This is a genomic window from Wolbachia endosymbiont (group A) of Volucella inflata (genome assembly GCF_947250665.1).
GTDB lineage: Bacteria > Pseudomonadota > Alphaproteobacteria > Rickettsiales > Anaplasmataceae > Wolbachia > Wolbachia pipientis.
Map to the genome: position 1 here is coordinate 1,036,169 of NZ_OX366338.1, position 23,276 is coordinate 1,059,444.

General features: G+C 34.7%; 17 protein-coding genes and 4 pseudogenes. 5 read left to right on the plus strand and 16 right to left on the minus strand.

The window, feature by feature from the left end; all coding sequences use genetic code 11:
* Nucleotides 1–307: 307 nt before the first annotated feature.
* The gene (locus tag OOK85_RS05365; RefSeq protein ID WP_264702614.1) at nucleotides 308–727 is read left to right on the plus strand and encodes a hypothetical protein; all 420 of its coding nucleotides are present in this window, start codon (nucleotides 308–310) and stop codon (nucleotides 725–727) included.
* On the opposite strand, the gene OOK85_RS05370 is transcribed toward OOK85_RS05365, so the two are convergent.
* Nucleotides 719–4,909 carry a hypothetical protein gene (locus tag OOK85_RS05370; protein ID WP_264702616.1) on the minus strand — a complete coding sequence of 1,397 codons (4,191 nt, stop codon included), beginning with the start codon at nucleotides 4,907–4,909 and terminating at the stop codon, nucleotides 719–721. The genes OOK85_RS05365 and OOK85_RS05370 overlap by 9 nt on opposite strands.
* A 320-nt stretch (nucleotides 4,910–5,229) precedes the next feature.
* The gene (locus OOK85_RS05375) at nucleotides 5,230–5,982 is read right to left on the minus strand and encodes an IS5 family transposase (protein WP_264702604.1); all 753 of its coding nucleotides are present in this window, start codon (nucleotides 5,980–5,982) and stop codon (nucleotides 5,230–5,232) included.
* 579 nt (nucleotides 5,983–6,561) lie between these two features.
* Between OOK85_RS05375 and OOK85_RS05380 the strand changes: the two genes are divergently transcribed.
* The 4 genes from OOK85_RS05380 to OOK85_RS05395 all read left to right on the plus strand — a co-directional run bounded on the left by OOK85_RS05380 (nucleotide 6,562) and on the right by OOK85_RS05395 (nucleotide 11,549).
* The gene (locus OOK85_RS05380; RefSeq protein WP_264702618.1) at nucleotides 6,562–8,001 is read left to right on the plus strand and encodes a hypothetical protein; all 1,440 of its coding nucleotides are present in this window, start codon (nucleotides 6,562–6,564) and stop codon (nucleotides 7,999–8,001) included.
* Nucleotides 8,002–8,155: 154 nt separating this feature from the next.
* The gene (locus tag OOK85_RS05385; protein ID WP_264702620.1) at nucleotides 8,156–10,114 is read left to right on the plus strand and encodes an ankyrin repeat domain-containing protein; all 1,959 of its coding nucleotides are present in this window, start codon (nucleotides 8,156–8,158) and stop codon (nucleotides 10,112–10,114) included.
* 322 nt (nucleotides 10,115–10,436) lie between these two features.
* A complete protein-coding gene (locus tag OOK85_RS05390) occupies nucleotides 10,437–10,739 on the plus strand; it encodes a hypothetical protein (RefSeq protein WP_264702622.1) in 303 nt (100 codons plus the stop codon).
* 57 nt (nucleotides 10,740–10,796) lie between these two features.
* Nucleotides 10,797–11,549: an IS5 family transposase gene (locus tag OOK85_RS05395; protein ID WP_264702624.1), complete on the plus strand. Its 753-nt coding sequence runs from the start codon at nucleotides 10,797–10,799 to the stop codon at nucleotides 11,547–11,549.
* On the opposite strand, the pseudogene OOK85_RS05400 reads toward OOK85_RS05395, so the two are convergent.
* The 14 genes and pseudogenes from OOK85_RS05400 to OOK85_RS05465 form a co-directional block, all read right to left on the minus strand.
* Nucleotides 11,541–11,882, minus strand: a pseudogene (locus OOK85_RS05400) (hypothetical protein); the annotation flags it as partial. The gene OOK85_RS05395 and the pseudogene OOK85_RS05400 overlap by 9 nt on opposite strands.
* Nucleotides 11,883–11,891: 9 nt before the next feature.
* Nucleotides 11,892–12,313, minus strand: a pseudogene (locus OOK85_RS05405) (hypothetical protein); the annotation flags it as partial.
* Nucleotides 12,314–12,420: 107 nt separating this feature from the next.
* Nucleotides 12,421–13,173, minus strand: a complete 753-nt coding sequence (locus OOK85_RS05410) for an IS5 family transposase (protein ID WP_264702253.1) — start codon at nucleotides 13,171–13,173, stop codon at nucleotides 12,421–12,423.
* A 74-nt stretch (nucleotides 13,174–13,247) separates the two neighbouring features.
* Nucleotides 13,248–14,429: pseudogene (locus tag OOK85_RS05415) on the minus strand (DUF4815 domain-containing protein); the annotation flags it as partial.
* Nucleotides 14,430–14,444: 15 nt separating this feature from the next.
* The gene (locus OOK85_RS05420) at nucleotides 14,445–14,960 is read right to left on the minus strand and encodes a hypothetical protein (protein ID WP_264702626.1); all 516 of its coding nucleotides are present in this window, start codon (nucleotides 14,958–14,960) and stop codon (nucleotides 14,445–14,447) included.
* Between the two features lie 316 nt (nucleotides 14,961–15,276).
* Entirely contained in the window at nucleotides 15,277–15,576 is a 300-nt protein-coding gene (locus tag OOK85_RS05425) for a type II toxin-antitoxin system RelE family toxin (RefSeq protein WP_264338436.1), read from the minus strand.
* Nucleotides 15,557–15,781: a hypothetical protein gene (locus OOK85_RS05430; protein ID WP_010962565.1), complete on the minus strand. Its 225-nt coding sequence runs from the start codon at nucleotides 15,779–15,781 to the stop codon at nucleotides 15,557–15,559. Before OOK85_RS05430 ends, OOK85_RS05425 begins: the two co-directional genes overlap by 20 nt.
* A 94-nt stretch (nucleotides 15,782–15,875) precedes the next feature.
* Nucleotides 15,876–17,582 (minus strand): arginine--tRNA ligase, encoded by a 1,707-nt coding sequence (gene argS, locus OOK85_RS05435; RefSeq protein WP_264702630.1) that lies wholly within the window; start codon nucleotides 17,580–17,582, stop codon nucleotides 15,876–15,878.
* A gap of 133 nt (nucleotides 17,583–17,715) precedes the next feature.
* Entirely contained in the window at nucleotides 17,716–18,264 is a 549-nt protein-coding gene (locus OOK85_RS05440) for a hypothetical protein (protein WP_264702632.1), read from the minus strand.
* A gap of 4 nt (nucleotides 18,265–18,268) precedes the next feature.
* Nucleotides 18,269–19,021: an IS5 family transposase gene (locus OOK85_RS05445; RefSeq protein ID WP_264702164.1), complete on the minus strand. Its 753-nt coding sequence runs from the start codon at nucleotides 19,019–19,021 to the stop codon at nucleotides 18,269–18,271.
* 44 nt (nucleotides 19,022–19,065) lie between these two features.
* Nucleotides 19,066–19,668: pseudogene (locus tag OOK85_RS05450) on the minus strand (IS110 family transposase); the annotation flags it as partial.
* A gap of 216 nt (nucleotides 19,669–19,884) precedes the next feature.
* The gene (locus OOK85_RS05455) at nucleotides 19,885–20,211 is read right to left on the minus strand and encodes a hypothetical protein (RefSeq protein WP_264702634.1); all 327 of its coding nucleotides are present in this window, start codon (nucleotides 20,209–20,211) and stop codon (nucleotides 19,885–19,887) included.
* A gap of 83 nt (nucleotides 20,212–20,294) precedes the next feature.
* Nucleotides 20,295–20,813, minus strand: coding sequence for a hypothetical protein (locus OOK85_RS05460; protein ID WP_264702636.1), 519 nt, complete (start codon nucleotides 20,811–20,813; stop codon nucleotides 20,295–20,297).
* Between the two features lie 722 nt (nucleotides 20,814–21,535).
* Nucleotides 21,536–23,242 (minus strand): ABC transporter ATP-binding protein, encoded by a 1,707-nt coding sequence (locus OOK85_RS05465; RefSeq protein ID WP_264702638.1) that lies wholly within the window; start codon nucleotides 23,240–23,242, stop codon nucleotides 21,536–21,538.
* Nucleotides 23,243–23,276: the final 34 nt, after the last annotated feature.

Genomic DNA, 23,276 nt, shown 5'->3' on the forward strand with positions numbered 1-23,276 from the left:
ATATTAAACGACATATCAAAGTGCAAAAAACCAGATCTCCATATGATGGTGATTGGGTATATTGGGGTAAACGTCTGAGAAAAATACCAGATAAGCCATTAAGAGTAATAAAACTATTGAAGTTACAACAAAGTAAATGTGATAATTGTAGACTATGGTTTAAAAGTGATGATACAATAAAAATACATCACAAAGACCGGAATAGACGAAACAATATGATCAAAAACTTATCTTTGTTACATGGACATTGTCACGATGAATTACACAGGAGGTGTGCATGAAAAGCACCAAATTGGAGAGAAGCCGTATGAGGCGCAAAGTCTCACGTACGGTTTTGAAGTCGAGTGAGGAGGGGCGACCTTCTTCACTTAGACAACAGTATGGAGATGAAACTACAGATGAAGACCTAAGGAATATAGCAGAAAAATCACCAATAGTAAAGCTAGCATATGATGAGTTAGACAAGTTTAGTTGGGAAGAAGAGGATCTTGCAGCATACGAAGAAAGAGTATTGAGTGTACAGAAAGAAGCTGCTATTTGGGAAAAACGTCTTGATGATGCTACTGAAAAAGGCATCCTAATCGACGAAGAAAAAGGTGAAATGAAAGCTAAAATGGCAGTGGCTAAAAACCTACTTAAAGCTGGCATGTCTGTCGACTTAATAGCTGAATCTACTGGCCTCCCTCAAGCTGAAATTGCGCAACTCAAGGAAGAAATATCACAGTGATCTTTGTAGCTGCTTGTCTACTGTTGAATCACTTAAATAAGTTTGAGGTTCATTGCCTGCTTTTTCTGGTAACTGACTCTTTGACCAACTAGCGCTAGTAAGAGAAACAGCAGCAAGTATGCAATTAATTGTTCCTTTAACCAACCATTCTAATACAGATCGTTTTGGCTTACGCGTTTGCTCTGCATCTTTAACTTCACGATCCGAGCCTATGAAAGGAATTGTTTTAGTTGCTTGTACCACTTCTTCCACATTCTTGCCATTTTTCAAATTCTCAAGATATTCTCTAGCTGTTATACTCACTTCTTCTTTATCTATAAGATCCTGGAATTTTTTGCTACTTAAATTCATATCAGCGTTAATAAGTAACGGTACACTGCCTTCTACATTAACTTTAGTTCCAAAATCATATAACTGTACTCTGGATAATTCTTGACCATTAACCTTAATAAGACCAAGCTCCTTATCTTGCTCCGCTAGAAGTTGATGCTCTGTTTTAAATCCCTTTGCTAGAATTTGTTTATCTTCACTGGATAGTAGCTTATTAGCTCGCTCAATATCGAAGTGTTCAACAAGAAAGCCTTTTTCTCCTACTTCATAGCTAGCAAATTCTGTTGCTTTTTCTACAACTTTCATAAGCTGATCAACGCTTTTTAATCCAGAAACAAATGCCGTATTACAATCAAAATAAGCATAATTATTACCAGTTCTATAAATAGCAACAACGTGATCACTTGTTACTAAGTGAATAGCAAAATCACCTTTAACTCTAGCTATATAATTTGATAAATCACCAAGCGTTTTGTAGCCCTTAGCACGTATTAAGTTTGAAGGTAGACTATTTGTAGAGGAATCTAATTGCTGATCAAAATCATCAAGTAATTTACTTAAAGCAAAAATCTCCTCTTTTTCCCTTTCAGATAGCTGTTTACCTTGAGCTATACGCTCATAAACTTTAGCTGAATTCTCTAAATTACTTAAAAATGATCCTTCACTCTGTAAAAATAAAGCTTGGGATAAGCCACGTGTAATCTCTACACATCTACCATCAATCTCAACCCCACGTGCTTTAAAAGAAGATAAATAAAGCCCTTGTTTCACTGGTTCAATAGATGACGCAAACTTTGATAAGTGTGAAAACACTTCTCGTTGCCTCTTGCTGTAGTGTACTGACTGTATTTGTTTTTTCCTTGTTCCTCGTCTCTGGGATAAATCTCTTGAGCTACCTGCTACTGTGTCTAAAATTTTATCATCTTGTCCGTTCTTACTTTGGTTAGTGATACCCTTCCGGGTTTTTCTCTTAATTTTAGAATCACCTTGTTGTAAACTACCCAAGTTTTGTTCTTGCTCCGTTCTACCAGATACGCTACTCGGGTTAAGACCTGGATTGGTTATTTTATCTTCTTCACTAATATTCTGCTCATCTAAGAAAGCAGAAGAAGCTTTTTTAACTTTTTCTACTTTTTTATATAGTGTATTAAGTATCGTATTCGGTGAGTTATTTGTGATAAGATTATTTAAATAATCTGTTTTGCTTCCTGCTTTATCAAAACAAAAACCATGCAATTTTTCAAAGGCAGGACAAATACTAAGTCCTACTCTATGTAACACCCTAGATAAATTTTTTGGCGTAAAAAGTTTTTTCTCGGCTAAGAAGTGATTTAAATAATTTTCTTTATTAAAACATAATCTATGAAAATTTCTTAAAATATAAGTGGCCTTATTTCCTGCCATGGATAATATACTGGATAAATCACTCGGTCTAAAACTTGCCTGATAGAAATCATCTAAAGGCTGCGTTCTGTTTCCTGCCTCATCAAAACAAATATCATGAAAATCTTTTAAAGCAGAACAAATATTAGCTCCTGCTCCATGCAATATCTCGGATAAGTTTTCCGGCATAAAACCTTCTTTTAAGAAATGACTCAAATACCCTTTTGCTTCTCCTATAAAACAAAAATCATGAAATTTTTCTAAACTATCCGCTGCCGCACTCAATATGCTGGATAAATCACCTGGCCTAAAACCTGCATTATAGAAATCATCTAAAAGTTCTGTTCTTTCTCCTTCGTCATCAAAACAAACACTATGCAATCTTTCTAAAATAGAGGAAGCACGTATTCCTGTTCCACATAATATAGAGGATAAGTTACTTGGCCTGAAACCTGCATTATAGAAATCATCTAAAAGTCCTGTTCTTTCTCCTTCGTCATCAAAACAAACATTATGCAAATTTTCAAAAGCATCTTTAGCTTTAGCTCCTGCTCCACCTAAAATGCCAGATAAACTAGGCATCATAAAACTTTTTTCCCCATCTTTTTCCTTAATAAAATGCTTTAAATGCTGTTCTTTATTTCCTTGTTCATCAAAAAAAGTATTATATAGTTCTTTAAAAGCTTTAGGAGCATTAGATCCTGCTCCATTCAAAATACTGGACATTTGAGCTAGACCTACTCCATTGTCTTTTAGAGTTTTTAAATATTGTGTTTTATTTTCTTGCTTATCAAACCAAAGATCATATAACTCTTTAAAAGTTTTAGGAGCATTAGATCCTGCTCCATGCAAAATACTGGACATATTAGCTAGATTCATCCCATTTTTTTCTAGAGTTTTCAAATATTGTGTTCTATTTCCTTGCTTATCAAACCAAAGATTATATAACTCTTTAAAAGCTTTAGGAGCATTAAATCCTGCTCCACCTAAAACACTAGACATCTTAGTTAAATTTATTTCTTCTTTTTCTAAAATTTTTAAATATTGTGTTTTGTTTCCTTGCTTATCAAACCAAAGATCATATAACTCTTTAAAAGCTTTAGGAGCTTTAGTTCCTGCTCCATGTAAAATACTGGACATACTAGACAGATTTATCCCCTCTTTTTCTAGAGTTTTTAAATATTGTGTTTTGTTTCCTTGCTTATCAAACCAAAGATCATATAACTCTTTAAAAGCTTTAGGAGCATTAGATCCTGCTCCACCTAAAATACTAGACATATTAGCTAGGTTTATTTTTTTTTCTTCTAGAATTTTTAAAAGTTGTGTTTTGTTTCCTTGCTTATCAAACCAAAGATCATATAACTCTTTAAAAGCTTTAGGAGCATTAGATCCTGCTCTACTTAAAATATTGGACATCTTAGCTAGATTTATTCCTTCTTTTTCTAGAGTGTTTAAAAGTTGTGTTTTGTTTCCTTGCTTATCAAACCAAAGATCATATAACTCTTTAAAAGCTTTAGGGGCATTAGATCCTACTCCATTCAAAATATTGGACATCCGAGCTAGATCTACTCCATTGTCTTTTAGAGTTTTCAAATATGGTGTTTTATTTCCTTGCTTATCAAACCAAAGATCATATAACTCTTTAAAAGCTTCAGAAGCTTTAGCTCCTGCTCCATTCAAAATACTGGACATATTAGACAGATTTATCCCCTCTTTTTCTAGAGTTTTTAAATATGGTGTTTTGTTTTCTTGCTTATCAAACCAAAGATCATATAACTCTTTAAAAGCTTTAGGAGCATTAGATCCTGCTCCATTCAAAATACTGGACATTCGAGCTAGACCTACTCCATTGTCTTTTAGAGTTTTCAAATATGGTGTTTTATTTCCTTGCTTATCAAACCAAAGATCATACAACTCTTTAAAAGCTTTAGGAGCATTAGATCCTGCTCTACCTAAAATACTGGACATATTAGACAGATTTATCCCCTCTTTTTCTAGAGTTTTTAAATATGGTGTTTTGTTTTCTTGCTTATCAAACCAAAGATCATATAACTCTTTAAAAGCTTTAGGAGCATTAGATCCTGCTCTACCTAAAATACTGGACATATTAGTCAGATTTATTCCTTTTCTTTTTAGAACTTCTAGATATTTTGTCCCTTCTCCTGTAATTAAAAAATCTAAAAACTGATTAAATGCAGGTGTTCCTTCTCTACCAACCACACTTTTAGCAAATTTTATTTCTTCGTTAGACAAATCCTGTCTAGGTTCATCTTGTAAATCACTAGGAAATACCGAATCTTCATTACTAGTAACATTTACATCCATGCGCAGCCTCTTTGATACTGTACCATCTTTGTCTGTAACAGAACGCCCCTGTTTTCTACTCGTTTTACGATTTTTCTTACCTGAACTCCTCGAATGACTACCTTGTTCATGTGAGGAGTTTTCAGTATTTTGCAATGGTAACATAAAAACCTCTTGTTGTCGCTAGTCGCATAGTAGCAATAAAAATCAGCAAAGTAAAGTCATTTTTTTATGACTAGTAGCACTACTTTTCAATAGATATATATTTTCATACTCTTTATCATTAAATTAATAATATAGTCACTTTTATTTAATTAAAAATAACAAGCGTGAGAGCTTTTCGTTTTGGGATGCGTTGGACTACCGCTAGATCCGTGCGAACTTTTTTATATGGTGATTTTATTATACGCTAAAATCATTCATATTGGCTCACTTTCGCTAAATCTACATACGAACTAATTTACCTAGGCTCTGTGGACAAAATTTTAGAGAAGCCATACAAGAGCTCCAACAAAATTGAGAAAACCCATAAAAACCTCAGCAGTTTTATCAAATCTGGAAAAAATGCGCCTAAAATTTTTAATTTTACCAAAAAAACACTCAATCAAATGACGTTCTTTGTAGATATGCTCATCGTAATACCTTTGCACTTTTCGATTCCGTTTTGGCGGAATAACTACTGTACATCCCTTGTCTTCAAGACTTGTAACAAAGGCATTGCTATCGTAGCCCTTGTCAGCTACTACAGTAGAGTTATAGATACTTTCGGTCAACACTTGTGCCTGCGTAATTTCATTTCTTTGACCAGGAGTCAGAGTAAATTTAAGTGGATTTCCAAGTGCATCGACAAGCGCATGTATTTTAGTTGTAAAGCCACCTTTGCTCCTCCCTAAAGCTTCTTGATCCTTGGAGTTTTTTGTATATCCAGATGAACATGGATGGGCTCGGATGATCGTACCGTCGATTATAGCAACTTCTAAATCAGGCTCTTGTTTAGTATATTCAAGCAATTTTTTCCAGACATCTCTTTCACACCATCTTTTAAATCGCTTATGTATATTCCTGTAATTACCATAAGTTTTTGGTAAAAGTCTCCATTGGCAACCACTTCGCACTATGTACCACACTGCCTCTATGAATATTCTTAAACGTTTTTCATCTTTGCTGTGCATTCCTTTTACGCTTTTTATGAACTCTAAAATTTGTTTCCAATTTTCCTCTTTGATGTAATATTGCATATGGTAGTTTCTCCATTTTTTACCTATTAGGCTAAACTACCATCTTTTTCTCTCTTTTCATATTTTTTGTCCACAGAGCCTAGCTTCGGTGCAAGAATTTTAAGCTTCTATTTTTATAACCCTATTTTTACGCAACTCGTTCTCAAAAATATACGACCTTTTTTGAAAGAGTAAACAATTGAATTCTTTATAACACTAACTAGCATGGTACTTTTACTAAAGTATTTTTTGAAAAAGTTAGTTGACTTATAAATAATTCTCTACTAATAGTGGCATATGTTTGTTTATTCTGCTGAAGTGGCTCCGCAGGTTACTGTATAAGCTTGAGCAGTTTTTGCACTTCTTATAAAGCATAATCCATCATATTCCTATATATTAAATATAGCTGGTGTTCTCAATTTTGTTGATCTATAGTAAAATTGGCTAAAACTTCCAGTAATAAACAACTTTTAACCTAGTAGTAGTACTCACCATAAAAACTTAACAAAAATATGAGTAGTAAAAATATTATGTTGAAATTAGCTTGACTAATATTATATATTGTACATAATATATTCTATATCTAGGCTAGGAGGTAGTATGGGTACAGAGTCAGTAAAATATGTTGTAGAATCTATCAGTGAACAAAAGCTAGGAGAGGAATTAAATACTGAGCCATGGCATTCAAAAATTGAGCGTAATAGCAATGAGGGAACAACGCCTGAAGATGACATAACAGATTTAGATGATTATAGTTTGTTTGTTCAAGGAATAAGTAATCGTTCGGAATGTTATGACCTTGATCAGAGACATGAAACTAGGGAGGCTGTTGACACATGTGTAAAACATACATTGTCGTATCAGAGTGAAACTGATGATAGTGATTTATATTGGAAAAATTACCCTATTAGTCCAAGAGACTCTGCTTTAATTAAGCTAGATCTACCACTGACTGAAAGTGAGAGAAGTCTAATTGATGAATTTTGTAAAGAGTTAAAAGATGTAGTAGCAAAAAATGATCAAGGTTATAGGGATAAGCATGAAAATTTTACAAACACTGCTTTAGAGCGTATAGAGTGCATAACAAATAAATATTTGCAAAAAGGGATAAGACTCAATTCAAAATATAACGATGATAAGTATACTATAACAAGTTTAATTTTTAAGGAAATAAGAAATATCCCTGATAGAATACGACAGCATAAGGGATTACCACCTTATGAGAGTTTATCAGACGATAGTGAGACTATAACAAGTTTAGTTTCTAAGGGAATAAGAGATATTCCTGCCTACGAGGGTGTATCAGATGACAAAAATATAGGTATTATACGCAATATCATGAGTAATTTACTATTAAAAGGTGGAAGAGTAAAATGCAGTTCCTTTTATGATGATAAGTTATTGTATGCAACTTATGGGTTCAGTTATGAGATTTTTGCAGAACGTGAAGAAATCGATAACAAGCTAAAAAGTGTAGCAGATGAAGGTATTATAAACAGTAGTGCCCAAGGCAAAGCTTTACACGTAGAAATGGATAATGGATATTTTTATGTAAAATATTCGCAAGATAGCACTGTTGAGGTTGCAAAAGTTATAAATAATCCAAAAGTGAAAGATTTAAGTTTTAGACATCATATATTTCATGTTGGAAAGAGTATAGTAAGAGTTGAAAATGTAGGAGGAAAAAGAAATTATACAGACGTTTTAGAAGGTGGCATTGAAATGTCTTTTACTACTGAAGTAGGAAAGATTAGTATTCATCTACGTTCTAGTGATAAAGACAACAATACAATTGAAGTAAAGATAAGTGACGATGATAAGAAGAAACTTGATCAATTAAAAGATAAGGAAGAAATAGGAGAAAATTGCTTACTTGGTGGATATTCAGTACATGATGCGATTAAACGAGGATATTTTGAAAAACATGAAACACTACGTCAATCTTCTGAAAAAATTACCTTATCTAATGAAAAGAAAAAAAATAGTTGGTGTGAGATAGTAACAAATTCAAAACAGACAACAAGCCGTACTGTAGGGTAAATGCTATACTGCTTGATTGTCTAAAGATCTTATATTGCTTACCATAAAAGCTTAACAAAAGCTTAATCATATGAGTAGTAAAAAGATTATGGTTATTGACTTAATGTTACATATCGCATACAATATATCATGTATCTTAGCTTAAGGGGTAAGTATGGGTGAGTCTACTGGGATGGTAAAATCTATCATCAATCTACTAAAGCCAAAATCCAAATCAGAACTATATGATATTGAATATGAATCCATTATAGAACATCTATCATCTAAAGAACATTTATTAAATGAGCTGATGAATGATATGTGGTACTCAGGGGATTTGCCATCAGTTAGAAATTATAATGAACCACCATCTTTAATGGATAGTAAACTTGAACTAAGCGAACAAATTTGTGTTTGGTTTGCTCTAGATCACGATCTTACGCCAAGTCAAAAAAATTTAAACAAAAAGTTACTTAGTGCTCTAAAATGTTTAGCTTCTAACTGTGGTTCATTTGATAATACTGATCCCCTTGAAGAATTTTTATATGACAATAAAAGTAATAAAGATTTAAAAGTAATTCTTAACCTAAAGAGAGGAGAATCTGAGTCAACAGTATTACATGCAATTGCAGGAGCAAAGATTGGTGGATTTCGTCGCACAGGAAATCAGGCTATAGATTTACTCTTAGAAGCAGGCGCAGATCCTAACATACAAGATAATAAAGGAAAAACACCATTATACCTTGCTGCTGCCAAAGGTCATTACGATAATGCAAACTCTCTTCTTTTGAAAGGAGCTAAACCTAATATAACAAGTAGAAAGGGCAAAACTCCACAACGAATAGCAACTAATAATCTCTGCTATGATATTGAAGAATTATTTTTAACTGATAAACAGAAAAAGATGAATAAGGAATTGTATGACTTACTTGTATGTGATTCAGACTGCACTAAAAATTTAAAGGAGTTTTTAAGTAAGCATAAAAGAGATTCAGACCTAAAAGTAGTGCTAAATATTCGGCAAGGAATGGGTGAATCAAAAGTGTTTTCGTATGTTGATCGTTTTGCTTGGGATAATGAAGATCTTGCTCAAGAGTTAAGAAAAGTATTTCTAGAAGCAGGAGCATTAGATTATGGTATAAATATTATTTATCGTCAGCAAAAGAAAGGACAGGCCAGTAAATTACTCGTTAATTTAACCTCAAATCAAAAGGAAAAGTTAAATGAGTTTTCTGATAAGGTGTTTCAGGCTCAAAACATGGCTGAACTTGAAGAGATTGTAAACGATGCTATAAAGTCTGGTGTACGATTAAACTATTCTTCTTCACAAGATTTCTTTTCAGGTAATGAGTACACTTTTACCGATTATGTGATGAAAAAAATCAGTGAATTAGAAAAAAATCCTAAAGTTGCTAGTAATATAATATGTCAATTAGTATCAAAAGGGGCAGTGTTTGGTAATACAGTTGATGCTAACACACTGACATCAAAATTTAAAGAGCATAAAACTAACCTAAAAAAAGCTTATAGAGATTATATTAGCAATTCTCATAAGTTTATTGAAATCGCAAAAAGTGCAACCAATAGCGAGCTAAAAGATGCAAGAGTAGACAACTCCGTTTTTTACTTAGAATATTCTAAAGATAGTAAAATAGACATTATAAAGATAACAGATGGGGCAAGGGATTTAGGTCTAACCGATGGAGATGTAAAGTGTGGAAGAAATATAGTAAAGATCGGTAGTAGTGAAGTAGAAATTCAAACCGAAGGTGGAATAAGGTATTACACAGATCTTACAGAAGGCAGCGATATAGTATTAACCTTCTATACTAGTTTGGGAAATGTAGACGTTAGGCTGTATCCTGACATACAGAATAAAAGCAAAATTATAGTAGAAGTGAGTAATAAAGAGGAAGTATTGGAAAAATTCGAAGGTCATAAAGAAGAATTAGGCGAGGATTGTGCACTTGGTAATTATTATGTCTACGATGCTATTGAACAGGGATATTTTGAAAGATCTGGTGGATTAATTCGTCCTGAAGTAATAAGCGAGTCTAACAACAAAAAGGTTTCATGGGCAGAACGTGAAGAATTAAGAAGGGTTTCTAATTCGAGGGAAGAAATTGCTAGGTAGAAGGTATTAAATATTAACTAAGATAATTAGCAATCTAAGAAACGAATTATCTTAAGCTCTACACAAATCACTCGCTCTTTTTTACAATTAATTTGGTTTATAGAACTACTCGTAGTAATCAAAATAAGATTTTTTCTTATAGTCAAGTTATAGTAAAATGAAATGCGATAAAGTTGCATTATTCTTTCTACAGCTAAATTTTTGCCTTAGCGTATTTATTATACAGGTAGTACAAAGCCATCGTTACACTTATATATCGTCAATAATCTATTAACAATTCCTATAGTATAATTAATTTTGAAGGCTTTAGTAAGGGGGAAGTATGACAGAAGCAAATCCAATAGTTACATTAAAGGCTAAAATTAAAGAATTTGGTTTTAATAAATTAAGAGCTAAAGATAATAAAAGCGCAAATTCTGGTGAGCAAGCATATAAAGACATTAATAGAATGGATTTCATCATTAACGGAGAGAATATAGATAGGGATTTTGTTGACCGATTATATAAAAAACATATTAGCTTGGTTAAAAATAATAAAGATGGAGAAAAGAATTATCGTTCATTTGCAAAAGAGGTTTTTAAGGAGATGTTTCAACATTCTAGGCTCTGTGGACAAAAAATATGAAAAGAGAGAAAAAGATGGTAGTTTAGCCTAATAGGTAAAAAATGGAGAAACTACCATATGCAATATTACATCAAAGAGGAAAATTGGAAACAAATTTTAGAGTTCATAAAAAGCGTAAAAGGAATGCACAGCAAAAATGAAAAACGTTTAAGAATATTCATAGAGGCAGTGTGGTACATAGTGCGAAGTGGTTGCCAATGGAGACTTTTACCAAAAACTTATGGTAATTACAGGAGTATACATAAGCGATTTAAAAGATGGTGTGAAAGAGATGTCTGGAAAAAATTGCTTGAATATACTAAACAAGAGCCTGATTTAGAAGTTGCTATAATCGACGGTACGATCATCCGAGGCCATCCATGTTCATCTGGATATACAAAAAACTCCAAGGATCAAGAAGCTTTAGGGAGGAGCAAAGGTGGCTTTACAACTAAAATACATGCGCTTGTCGATGCACTTGGAAATCCACTTAAATTTACTCTGACTCCTGGTCAAAGAAATGAAATTACGCAGGCACAAGTGTTGACCGAAAGTATCTATAACTCTACTGTAGTAGCTGACAAGGGCTACGATAGCAATGCCTTTGTTATAAGTCTTGAAGACAAGGGATGTACAGTAGTTATTCCGCCAAAACGGAATCGAAAAGTGCAAAGGTATTACGATGAGCATATCTACAAAGAACGTCATTTGATTGAGTGTTTTTTTGGTAAAATTAAAAATTTTAGGCGCATTTTTTCCAGATTTGATAAAACTGCTGAGGTTTTTATGGGTTTTCTCAATTTTGTTGGAGCTCTTGTATGGCTTCTCTAAAATTTTGTCCACAGAGCCTAGAATGTTCTTTGCGGCTTTCGCTTGTATCTCATACGACTTAGACTTCTGATGAGAAGCTCCTGCGTATTGGTGAGTATAGTTATTATAATAAGTACGGAGACTAGAAAGTGCAGAAAGTTTCGCAGTTTCCAGTAATTCCAGCTCAATATCCTCTTTACTCCTTTCAACAATTTTCCCTCCTTCTGTTAAACAATAACTTTTTTGCCAGTCAAAACTCTTTGGTGCTTCATACCAATCATTCCCTGTTGGCTTACTTTCAAGCGTTGTTGTTTCAATTTGCTTGTTGTTTTCAAAATGTATGTAAATGGTCACAATTTCTTCTCACACCCAAATTTTATATGTAGCGTCCAATCCTGGACATTGCCAAGCCCTTAGCGTCCTTTCCACATCTACTTCAAGTCCTGTGGTTAGAAAATTGTTACGTATGTTATAAATCCCCCACTGGATAAATTGACTATAGATATGTATATCACCTGAAAGCATACCTTCACTAACTTTTCCTCTGGAATATAGATAAGATGATGTATAAAGTAATACTGCAACTGTTTTTCCTGCTGGAATTTCTACATTCCCAGATCCAGCAAAGCTGCTACTATAACCCGTGTGTACGTAAACATTTTTCCACGTTATCCTTGAAATTCTTGACTTATTAGCATTTGTGTTATCAGGAGTTCCCACAAATAATCCTGCACTTTGGTTGTATTTTTTACAAATATTACTCCAAGTGCAGCATATGGGTAGTATAGCTCTTTTCATAATAGTCCGGAAAGTTCATAGAAAAGCAGAATCAACAGCATGACGAAAAGATGTGAATAGAGGAATGTTTTTCCTAGGCTCTGTGGACAAAATTTTAGAGAAGCCATACAAGAGCTCCAACAAAATTGAGAAAACCCATAAAAACCTCAGCAGTTTTATCAAATCTGGAAAAAATGCGCCTAAAATTTTTAATTTTACCAAAAAAACACTCAATCAAATGACGTTCTTTGTAGATATGCTCATCGTAATACCTTTGCACTTTTCGATTCCGTTTTGGCGGAATAACTACTGTACATCCCTTGTCTTCAAGACTTGTAACAAAGGCATTGCTATCGTAGCCCTTGTCAGCTACTACAGTAGAGTTATAGATACTTTCGGTCAACACTTGTGCCTGCGTAATTTCATTTCTTTGACCAGGAGTCAGAGTAAATTTAAGTGGATTTCCAAGTGCATCGACAAGCGCATGTATTTTAGTTGTAAAGCCACCTTTGCTCCTCCCTAAAGCTTCTTGATCCTTGGAGTTTTTTGTATATCCAGATGAACATGGATGGCCTCGGATGATCGTACCGTCGATTATAGCAACTTCTAAATCAGGCTCTTGTTTAGTATATTCAAGCAATTTTTTCCAGACATCTCTTTCACACCATCTTTTAAATCGCTTATGTATATTCCTGTAATTACCATAAGTTTTTGGTAAAAGTCTCCATTGGCAACCACTTCGCACTATGTACCACACTGCCTCTATGAATATTCTTAAACGTTTTTCATCTTTGCTGTGCATTCCTTTTACGCTTTTTATGAACTCTAAAATTTGTTTCCAATTTTCCTCTTTGATGTAATATTGCATATGGTAGTTTCTCCATTTTTTACCTATTAGGCTAAACTACCATCTTTTTCTCTCTTTTCATATTTTTTGTCCACAGAGCCTAGAGTGATTAAATCAAAGCGGGGCATTTTCCAAGTGTAATCAATTGAAACTAAACTGCCATCCACTGCTCCTCTTATTTTACACCCTTGTTCATCCACATCTTCAGGGCTCACATGAGTGCGACAACGATAGGTTATCAGGTAACTGCTTCCTGGCGCTGGCTCTTTGCCGGGTAATGACCAATCAACATTTCCTCCACTGAGCTTATAATCTGTACTGTTTTCATAAATTACATCACCTTGCTTAACTTGAATAATCTCCTGAACTGCAGAGTCAGGTATCGGATCAACAACTCCAGAATATGAACCATGTGTCATGGTAATAGTTTTCTGAACAGTTATATCTATCCTTTTTATCTCACTAACCGGAAAATCATGAACTTTAAGTTCCATTACTCTTTGGCTATTTGGCTGAAAGGTGTGAAATTCTGATTTAACTACTTTTATATCTGGATCTTCATCAAAATACACTCGAATACTGTGAGGTAACTGAGTCTCATAGCCATCAACATGAGCTTTTCCCTCATTAATCACAAATACTTGTGCCCCTCTTTCTCCCTCTTCCCTCTGCAAAAACATTACTTCTAGGCCATTTACTACGTAAGATCCATTTGCCTCCTTGTCATAACGGGCAAGAGCAGTGGTCACTATGTTTGCTTGTGGTGGTGGTGAATGTTCTACCAACACTCCGTTTTCAATGTTATAAATTGGGTAAAATTCCCCTACAGCATTAGCAGTTACACCCTCAGCTCGATATCCCCAAGTAATGGTAGCTTTAAGCCTTGCTGCCCCTACTTCTTGATAATTACGCGTACCAACTGCAGGATCACGAAGATTTTCGTCCTCAAGTTCTGTGATGGTAGATTCTACATAATAAACACCTATGCGAACTATAGTATTAAGTGGAATAATAAATTCTTCTTTTTCGACTTTTCTAACTGCTCCACGAAGATAGATTTTTCCTGCTTCAAGTGTAACTTTTTCCCCATCTATGATACAATTGCTTCCTGTTATAACATCACCATCGCGGAATATCGCATCTCCTATGCCTTTGAGCCTCAAAAGAGCATAATCTTGAATCTCATTTAATTCTGCTGATTGCAAACCTCTTCCTGCAAGGAACAAGCTTTTTTCGTATTCTTTGTCAGAGCGATTATAATAGCTATTTAAAGTCATCTTTTTTCCCTTTTGCTAAAATGTAACGACAAAGGCAAAGGTTTCACGGGTTGCTGCAGATCTAATAAGTGGCACTGTGTGCTCTAGAACCAATAAAATTCCCGGGTCTTCTATATCTTGTGGTTCAAAATATCTCTGTCCTGGAAGCAATTCTTTTTTCACTTTTGTACCAACCATAACCCCGAGTTCCCTTATCACTTGATTTGCTGCGTCCGTGAAATCGAAAGTAAATTTGAGATAAAGATTATTGGTTGGTACAGCAGAAGATTTAAACTTCCCAGATGGAGTCAAAAGTTCACCGTTTTCATCACCTGTGCAGAAGAGAACTTCTTGAGCGGTACGTCTACCAAGTTCATTGAGCAGTTTTTCAGACGTAATGGACTCTGGTGGTGTATTTTGAGTATACTCTATAGTGACTGCACCACCATTTGCAATAGAACCATTTTCCGTACGTTTAATCACACCAGTATTGCTATCAACTGTATAGTCTATACTTGGCTGATAAATTATCTGTCCTGTAGTAACCTTCACATCTTTGACGGGGTGGTGATCTAGGGTATCAGGGGTGAAAAAATTTTCTACTTTATGGCGACTCTTCCAGCTTGCATCACCACTTCCCCAAGCAAGATGGTCTGTTCCGCAACTTCAGTGAATACAGTTGAATACTCCCTAAAACTGATTGTCATAACTTTACCCTACTTTGAATAATATTTTGATCATTACATATTGTAACAAAAAAAATCAACTCATTTCTTCCAAAGGCTCTATATTGAAGATAGAAAGTCCAGAAGCGATCTAAGGCTTGCACGAGTTGCAGCGGTAAGGTTTAAGTTGTCTTCTTATATTTTTAATTGTGTAATCTCCTGTGTTTGTAAATGTTTTTTCTATGCCCCACTGCAGTAATAAGTACTCTGCGCTCTGAATGATTTATGCTGTAAATTATACGGTAGTTGCTAACCCTTATCCTATATTGCCCTCTAAAGCTATGACATAAAGGCTTTCCTAGATTAAAAGGATCAACTGTAAGGCGTTTCTTTATGGCCTCCTGAACCATTAATTTAATCTTTGCCGGAAGAGCTGGAATTTCTTTTTCAATAACATTTTTTAAGAATTTTATAGTGTAAGTTTTATTTCCAGATGTTTTCATCATCCTCTACTTCTTCTTCACCTTCAGAGAGGCGATCGTCAGCTATTTTGGATAGCTCTACATCTTCTTCGAACTCTTCTTCCACTAAATCTACTAAAACTTCAGGAATAGTTTTATTTTGAGTCTCTGCCATTTCTGTAAGATACTGAGCCAATTTACTGTCAAAACTTACATTAACATTGAGCTTTTTTTGACTGTGAGCCATATATTAACCAGAAAATACTACTATAAACTATAACATTTTTACTTAATTTTGTCAACTTCTCTATTCGTTGAAAAAACAATCTTGCATAAAAAAATCAACTCATCTCTTCCAAAGGCTCTATATTGAAGATAGAAAGTCCAGAAGCGATGACGTGTGCTAAGGCCTGCACGAGAAACATTCTTGCAGCGGTGAGGTTTAAGTTGTCTTCCAGTATGAAACGCATGTTTAAATCACTTTTGCCATACCCCCATAAAACGTGAAACGCTTCTGTAACTTCAAGTAAGTAGAAAGTAATTCTGTGTGGCTCATAAAGCCTTGCTGCAGTTTCTACCACATCTGGCCACTTTGCTAAGGTTTTTACGAGGAAGAGCTCTCCACCCGTCTTTAAAAGTGAAGGATCTGCTGTTGGAAGCTCTTTTGGAGCATTACGCATTAACGAATGAGCACGAGCGTGCGCATATTGCACATAAAAAATAGGATTATCTTTTGACTGCTCTTTAACTTTGGCAAAATCAAAGTCCAAGACCATATCATTCTTGCGTGTCAGCATTATAAAACGAGTGATATCCCTGCCAACTTCCTCAACTACATCTCTTGCTGTTAGGAAGTTTCCTGATCTTTTGGACATCTTAACAGGTTTGCCGTTCTCGAAAAAATTCACAATATTATGCAGTTTTACCTCTATTTTTGCTTGATCATCACTGAGCGCAGAGACGACTGCTTTGAGTCTTTTGACATAACCGCCGTGGTCACTACCAAGCTCTACGATCATATTGTTAAAACCACGCGATATCTTATCAAAATGGTAAGCGATATCCGAGGCAAAATAAGTCCAACTGCCGTCCTCTTTCTTCAATGCACGGTCAACGTCATCACCAAATTTTGTAGAGCGAAATAACATTTCTTTTCTGGAAGTCCAATTTTCGCTTTCTTTGCCTTTTGGTTTCTCCAGGTACCCTTCATACACCAAACCCTTGTCAGACAATATCTTTATACTCTCTTCGATCTTGCCACTTTTTTGTAGCTCATACTCTGAAGTAAAGACATCATGACTTACCCCAAGTAAGTTCATGTCTTCCTTTATGATTTCTAAGATAGAACTTAAAGTATATTCTCTAATCACCTGATTATCTTGCTTTTCTAGAAGCTCCTTGCCATATTTTTTGGCCAGCCCATTCCCTATCGGTTTTAAATATTCACCTGGGTATAAACCTTTTTCGATGCTGATTTTTTCTCCCAGAGCTTCTTTATATCGCAAATATACTGACTTTATTAGTGTATCTATCTGCGCTCCAGCATCATTAATATAGTATTCCTTAGTAACTTTATAACCAACTTTTTTCAATAAATTTGCCAGAACGTCACCAAATACTGCCCCTCTTGCATGACCAATATGCAGTGGACCAGTTGGATTTGCAGATACAAACTCAACATTGATGGCCTGATTGTTCCCTATATCTAGGGTGCCAAACTCTGTTTTTAGCTCATTTATTTGTTTTAAAATCCCATGCCATACTTTTATTTTTAAGTGTATGTTGATGAAACCAGGGCCCGCTATTTCCACTTTTGCAACTTCATCAAAAAGTTCAAATTCTTTGGCTAAAACCTCTGCAATTTCAATGGGATTCTTCTTTTCATGCTTTGCAAGCACCATGGCAACGTTTGTGTAAATATCTCCATGCGCTCTATTGCTTGGAGGCTCTACGATAAAGTTTGTTGCATTCGTGCTTATAACACCCCTTTGCTTCAACTCATTTAATTTGCTGAAAATTAGAGAGGAAACCTGCTTGAAAATGTTCATCCACTAGAAAAACTATGAAAACCTATAGCAGTATAGTGGATAAATGGGGCTAGTTGAAGATTTATCTTATCTCTACTCTTTGTTTGGTGTAAGGCGACCTTTTCTGGGTCGGAAGACCCAGAAAAATTATAGTTTATATTAAGTCGCTATTGCTAGTATAATAAGAAGCGTTATTGTTCTCACTTCCATACATACTTGTTGCCATATCGGACTTGAGCATCTGGTCATTAAACGCAGGAATTTTTAATATAATCGTTTTATCTCCAGCATCCCAAATGGATTCGTTCAGTGTTTTAATGCACTTCTTGCAGGCTTCACCATTACCACAATCCTCTATCGATTTAGGTCTACCATCATCTTTAAGGTAACGCTGACATACAGCATAATGCTGATCAGTTTCTTCACCATCTTTATTTATTATCTTTCCTGTTTTGTAATTAACAAGCAACAGCGGCATACCCTGCTTCGTAATTATATTTTGTTCTTCCGATCCCATTTGAATAGGTTTACTAACAAGGTTAGGACATTCTTCATTAAAGAAGTTTTTGCTATATTCTTTAGTGTCGTAACTGCTCTTTGCAGAATAACAAAGACTTTTAGTCTCTGTGTCACTCTTGCAAACGGAGTCATTGGGAAGTTCTGTACACTTTTTACACCACATGTTGCTAGGCTCTGTGGACAAAATTTTAGAGAAGCCATACAAGAGCTCCAACAAAATTGAGAAAACCCATAAAAACCTCAGCAGTTTTATCAAATCTGGAAAAAATGCGCCTAAAATTTTTAATTTTACCAAAAAAACACTCAATCAAATGACGTTCTTTGTAGATATGCTCATCGTAATACCTTTGCACTTTTCGATTCCGTTTTGGCGGAATAACTACTGTACATCCCTTGTCTTCAAGACTTGTAACAAAGGCATTGCTATCGTAGCCCTTGTCAGCTACTACAGTAGAGTTATAGATACTTTCGGTCAACACTTGTGCCTGCGTAATTTCATTTCTTTGACCAGGAGTCAGAGTAAATTTAAGTGGATTTCCAAGTGCATCGACAAGCGCATGTATTTTAGTTGTAAAGCCACCTTTGCTCCTCCCTAAAGCTTCTTGATCCTTGGAGTTTTTTGTATATCCAGATGAACATGGATGGCCTCGGATGATCGTACCGTCGATTATAGCAACTTCTAAATCAGGCTCTTGTTTAGTATATTCAAGCAATTTTTTCCAGACATCTCTTTCACACCATCTTTTAAATCGCTTATGTATACTCCTGTAATTACCATAAGTTTTTGGTAAAAGTCTCCATTGGCAACCACTTCGCACTATGTACCACACTGCCTCTATGAATATTCTTAAACGTTTTTCATCTTTGCTGTGCATTCCTTTTACGCTTTTTATGAACTCTAAAATTTGTTTCCAATTTTCCTCTTTGATGTAATATTGCATATGGTAGTTTCTCCATTTTTTACCTATTAGGCTAAACTACCATCTTTTTCTCTCTTTTCATATTTTTTGTCCACAGAGCCTAGATTTTCATCAATGATTTTTTGTATTGCATTATTGATCTCATTTATCTGACCGTTAAAAAAGTCAATGGTTTTTTGGCAACTTTCTTTTATATGCTCGTTTTCAGGTGCTTTCAGTCTACATTTCTCTTGAACTCTCATTTGTGTAATGTCATCACGTCGTTGACAAAGTGCAACTAAGGCTGTTTGTTCTTTTGACATAGGCACAAATAGAGATAGAGTACTATAGCGTTCACATCCATATTGAGCAAGAGCTCTTGCATCTGATTGATCAGACTTTGCTAAAGTTCCATGAGATATGACAAAGCTTTTTACTTTGCGAGTATTAGCTCGATGTACAGCAACATTCTTATCAACAAGAAAATGTGCTAAGCCAAGCTCATATTTTCCAGTGTTTTCCAAAGTTACTAGAGAATTAGGTAGGATATCTGAAAATTTTTGAAACAACTGTTGCCAACCAGTAGCATCATTGTCAAACTTGATAGTGCTCTTTTGGTTGTGAGTTGCGGCAACATTTTTAAATTTTCCGATATCAATTCCAATGAAATTTTGATAAGATGTAATCATAATAAATAACCTCGATAGTTTAATTAATTTAAGATTGTAAACGGGTGCATACATATGTCCCATGCAACTATTCAAACGTATCGAGAGATGGGGCTAGTGTACCTTGATCTGAACGGTTGTAATACCAATGGCTCTTCGGTCGCACATGCCCGTGATAGCCCTATTCCTATAGTGAGTAGGGTTATCTTTCCCTCTTATCTCTTTTATATCACATTTTTAACTTACAATTTCCTTCATTTCACCCTTAGTCTTATCATCAATTTCACACTTAAGGTCTTTCTTCAGTTCATTCTTAACATTTTCCTTTATTTCACCCTTAGTCTTATCATCAATTTCACACTTAAGATCTTTCTTCAGTTCATTCTTAACATTTTCCTTTATTTTACCTTCTATCTCCTTCTGTATTGCATTCTTATCACATCCACCGGTCTTATCCTTGTTGATTACCAGCGGCATATTATTAGTATCACATATTCTAAGTGGTCGGTGATATATATAGCTTTTACCCTGTTGACATGGATAAAAAAGGTTATTTTTTAACATAGTATACCTCCATTGGTAAGTCATGATTATTAAAAATTAATTAATAAGTAGAGGTGCAGTGAATACCCACCTCTGTAGTGCTCCTAAATAACTTCAAAAGTATCTTCTGGTACTGACATCTCTTCAGAAAAAAATGCTGTTACTTTACGTGAATCTGATATAGAAGAATTTATTGTATCCACACAAGCTTTACATGAAGCATCGCTATCACATCCTCCTATGAGTTTATTGTTTGGGCCAATTTCAAGATCGTTTTTAGTTTCTTCTATAATTTTTTGACATTCTTTAAAAATTTTACCAGTAGATTCCTTAGTAGTGGCATCAAGAATCTCGCCAGTAACTGGGTTGATTAGTATTGCAAGCTTTGAAAAGTCAATTGGTTCTTTAGGTTCAGGTTTAGGTTCAGGCTGTGGACAAGGTGGTATACGTATGTTAATGATGGTAGGGTTGCATGGTTCAAAGCAAGGATGGTGGTTCCATAGTTTGGGAGTGTAAGTTGTATGTGTAGGAATACATGGATGCACGTGTGCACAATTTCGTGGTTCAGAGGTGTAAGCCGTGTATGGAGAAGCGTATGATTGTGAAAAAAGATTGTAGTTCATAATAGTTTCCTTAGTAATTAAAAATTACTACAATTATAGTATACAATAGTTAAAAAAATAATAATTTAAAGACTAAAATTAGCATACACAAAGTCCTTAACTTACAGTACATTTCAAAATACGACTTTAATGTAGCAGATATTAGAGTTAAAAGTTTTACTATGGTAGAATAATGATAAGATTCCAAGAAGAAGCTGTCAGTAGTCAAATAGTCAAATTAGTTGTGTTGCTGAAATAAATTGTGATAAAACTGCTATAGCCGCTGTGAATAACAAGTAAGCTCTTGCTTATCTTCTCAAGCAAAACATGAAACACATGGGTTGAATAACACCCATGTGCTCTTGGAAGCACGTATAGCTAGACGTGCGTTTATGAATTGTTTAAAAACAATCTTCTAACAAAAAAACCCAAATTCATCACAAGGATTATGACATGTGTCATAATAGTTATGATATGAGTTAAAATGATTGTGGCACGAATTAGTAGCACAAGGTGCGTATGCAGGTGCACAAGCTTGTGCACAGTTCGATACTGGTGCTGGTAAAGCTGATACTGGCAAATTAAAAGCCGTACATGGTAGTTTTGGTAAATGACTATAATTATAAACCATAATAATCCTTAAAAAAATACTATGAGATTATTATAAATTAAAATGATTAAAAATTTAATAACTTTAATTATAAATCTAGCATATCAACTAACGGTATGATTTAAATTTTCTTTCAATTCCACTGTATCTTCGCCAGTTTTGCATACATCCCGTCTTTACTCATTAGAGAGTCATGAGTTCCTACTTCTTCTACTTTTCCATGATTAATTACTATAATCTTGTCAGTTTTAAGTGCGGTTGATAGCCTGTGTGTAATTACGATTGTTGTTCTGTTTTGCATTAACTTGCTCAATGCTTTTTGCACGAGGTTCTCACTTTTATAATCAAGGGCAGAGGTTGCTTCATCCAGTATTAAAACCTGAGGATTGTTGAGTATGGCCCTTGCTATTACAATACGTTGTTTTTGTCCTTCAGAAAGTTTTAATCCTCTTTTTCCTACAAATGTATCAAATTTATCAGGCAGCTTATCAATAAATTCCATCGCATAAGCGCTGATGGCTGCTTGCTTCACTTCCTCATATTCGGCACCTGGTTTGCCATATAGTATATTTTCCATTATTGAGCAAGAAAATATCATGTGATCTTGTGGCACTAAGCCAAACAACGATCTGAGGTCATTTAGCGCAATTGACTTAATATTGTGCCCATCGATAGTAATGCTACCTTTGTTTGGATCATGAAAACGGAGCAGAAGCTTTAAAATGGTGCTTTTACCACTGCCAGATGGTCCAACAATTGATACTGCTTGACCTGCCTCTATAGAAAATGATACGTTATCTAATGCTGGCTTATCAGCATAAAAAAATGTTACACCATTAAACGAAATTCCCTTTTGAACACTACAAATTTTTATAGGATCATCGGGATCTGCTATAGAGCTTTTCATATTTTTAAATTCAAATAAACGCTCTACTATTCCAAGACCTCGTTGTAAATCACTGATATTATCGCTCAAATTATTTATAGCTCCTGCTGCGAGCGCTGAATAAAACACAAATGAGGAGAGTTTTCCAATAGTTATATTATTGCTTAAGACTTCTTTAATACCAAAAAAGAGCAAAACAACTAGTGAACCTATCACACACGTGATAACTAGAGTTACTAGAATAGCACGCAAGAGTACTAATTTTACGTATGATTTTGATACTGAGTTTAAATACTCCTTAAAACGGGTTTTTTCATTTTCTTCGAGTACAAACGATTTGATAGTCACTATAGATCTAAAATTTTCCTCACTAAATGACGCAAGCTCACTTAATTTATCCTGGGCAAAGCGTGCATAGCTACGCACTTTTTTTCCAAGTGAGGTCATGATAATTAGTAGTATAGGTATTATTGCGGCTGCATACGCAGTTAGTTGTATATTTGTATACAATAACATAGCAACACTACCAATCAGAATCACAAAATTTCGTAATATGGTTAGTAAGCTGCTGTTTATTATTGATTGCAACACAGATGTATCAGTAACTAACGCTGAGATAACATCTTGTACGCCTGTGTTCTCAAAGAAACTTGGTTGCAAGTTAGTGATACTGCTATATAAGTCATATCTGATTCTTGCGATAACTTTCTCGCTGCCAATGCCAATGAAATATAACCGAGTAAATGCAGTGAGAGAAATGGCTAAAACTATAAGTATTGCAACTAATAGTTTGGTAGTAAAATCGTGCTCTGTGCCAGAATCAATTATATCGTTTAAGCCTCTGCCAAAGAGGAGGATCGTTAAGGCTGAAAATAAAACTGCAATAAAAGCTATGATGAAATAAGATAGATTAGGCTTTATATAGTAAAATAACTGCCTAATATTAGATCGCATCGTATTTTAAAGTTTCTAAAGTTAAGTATATAGA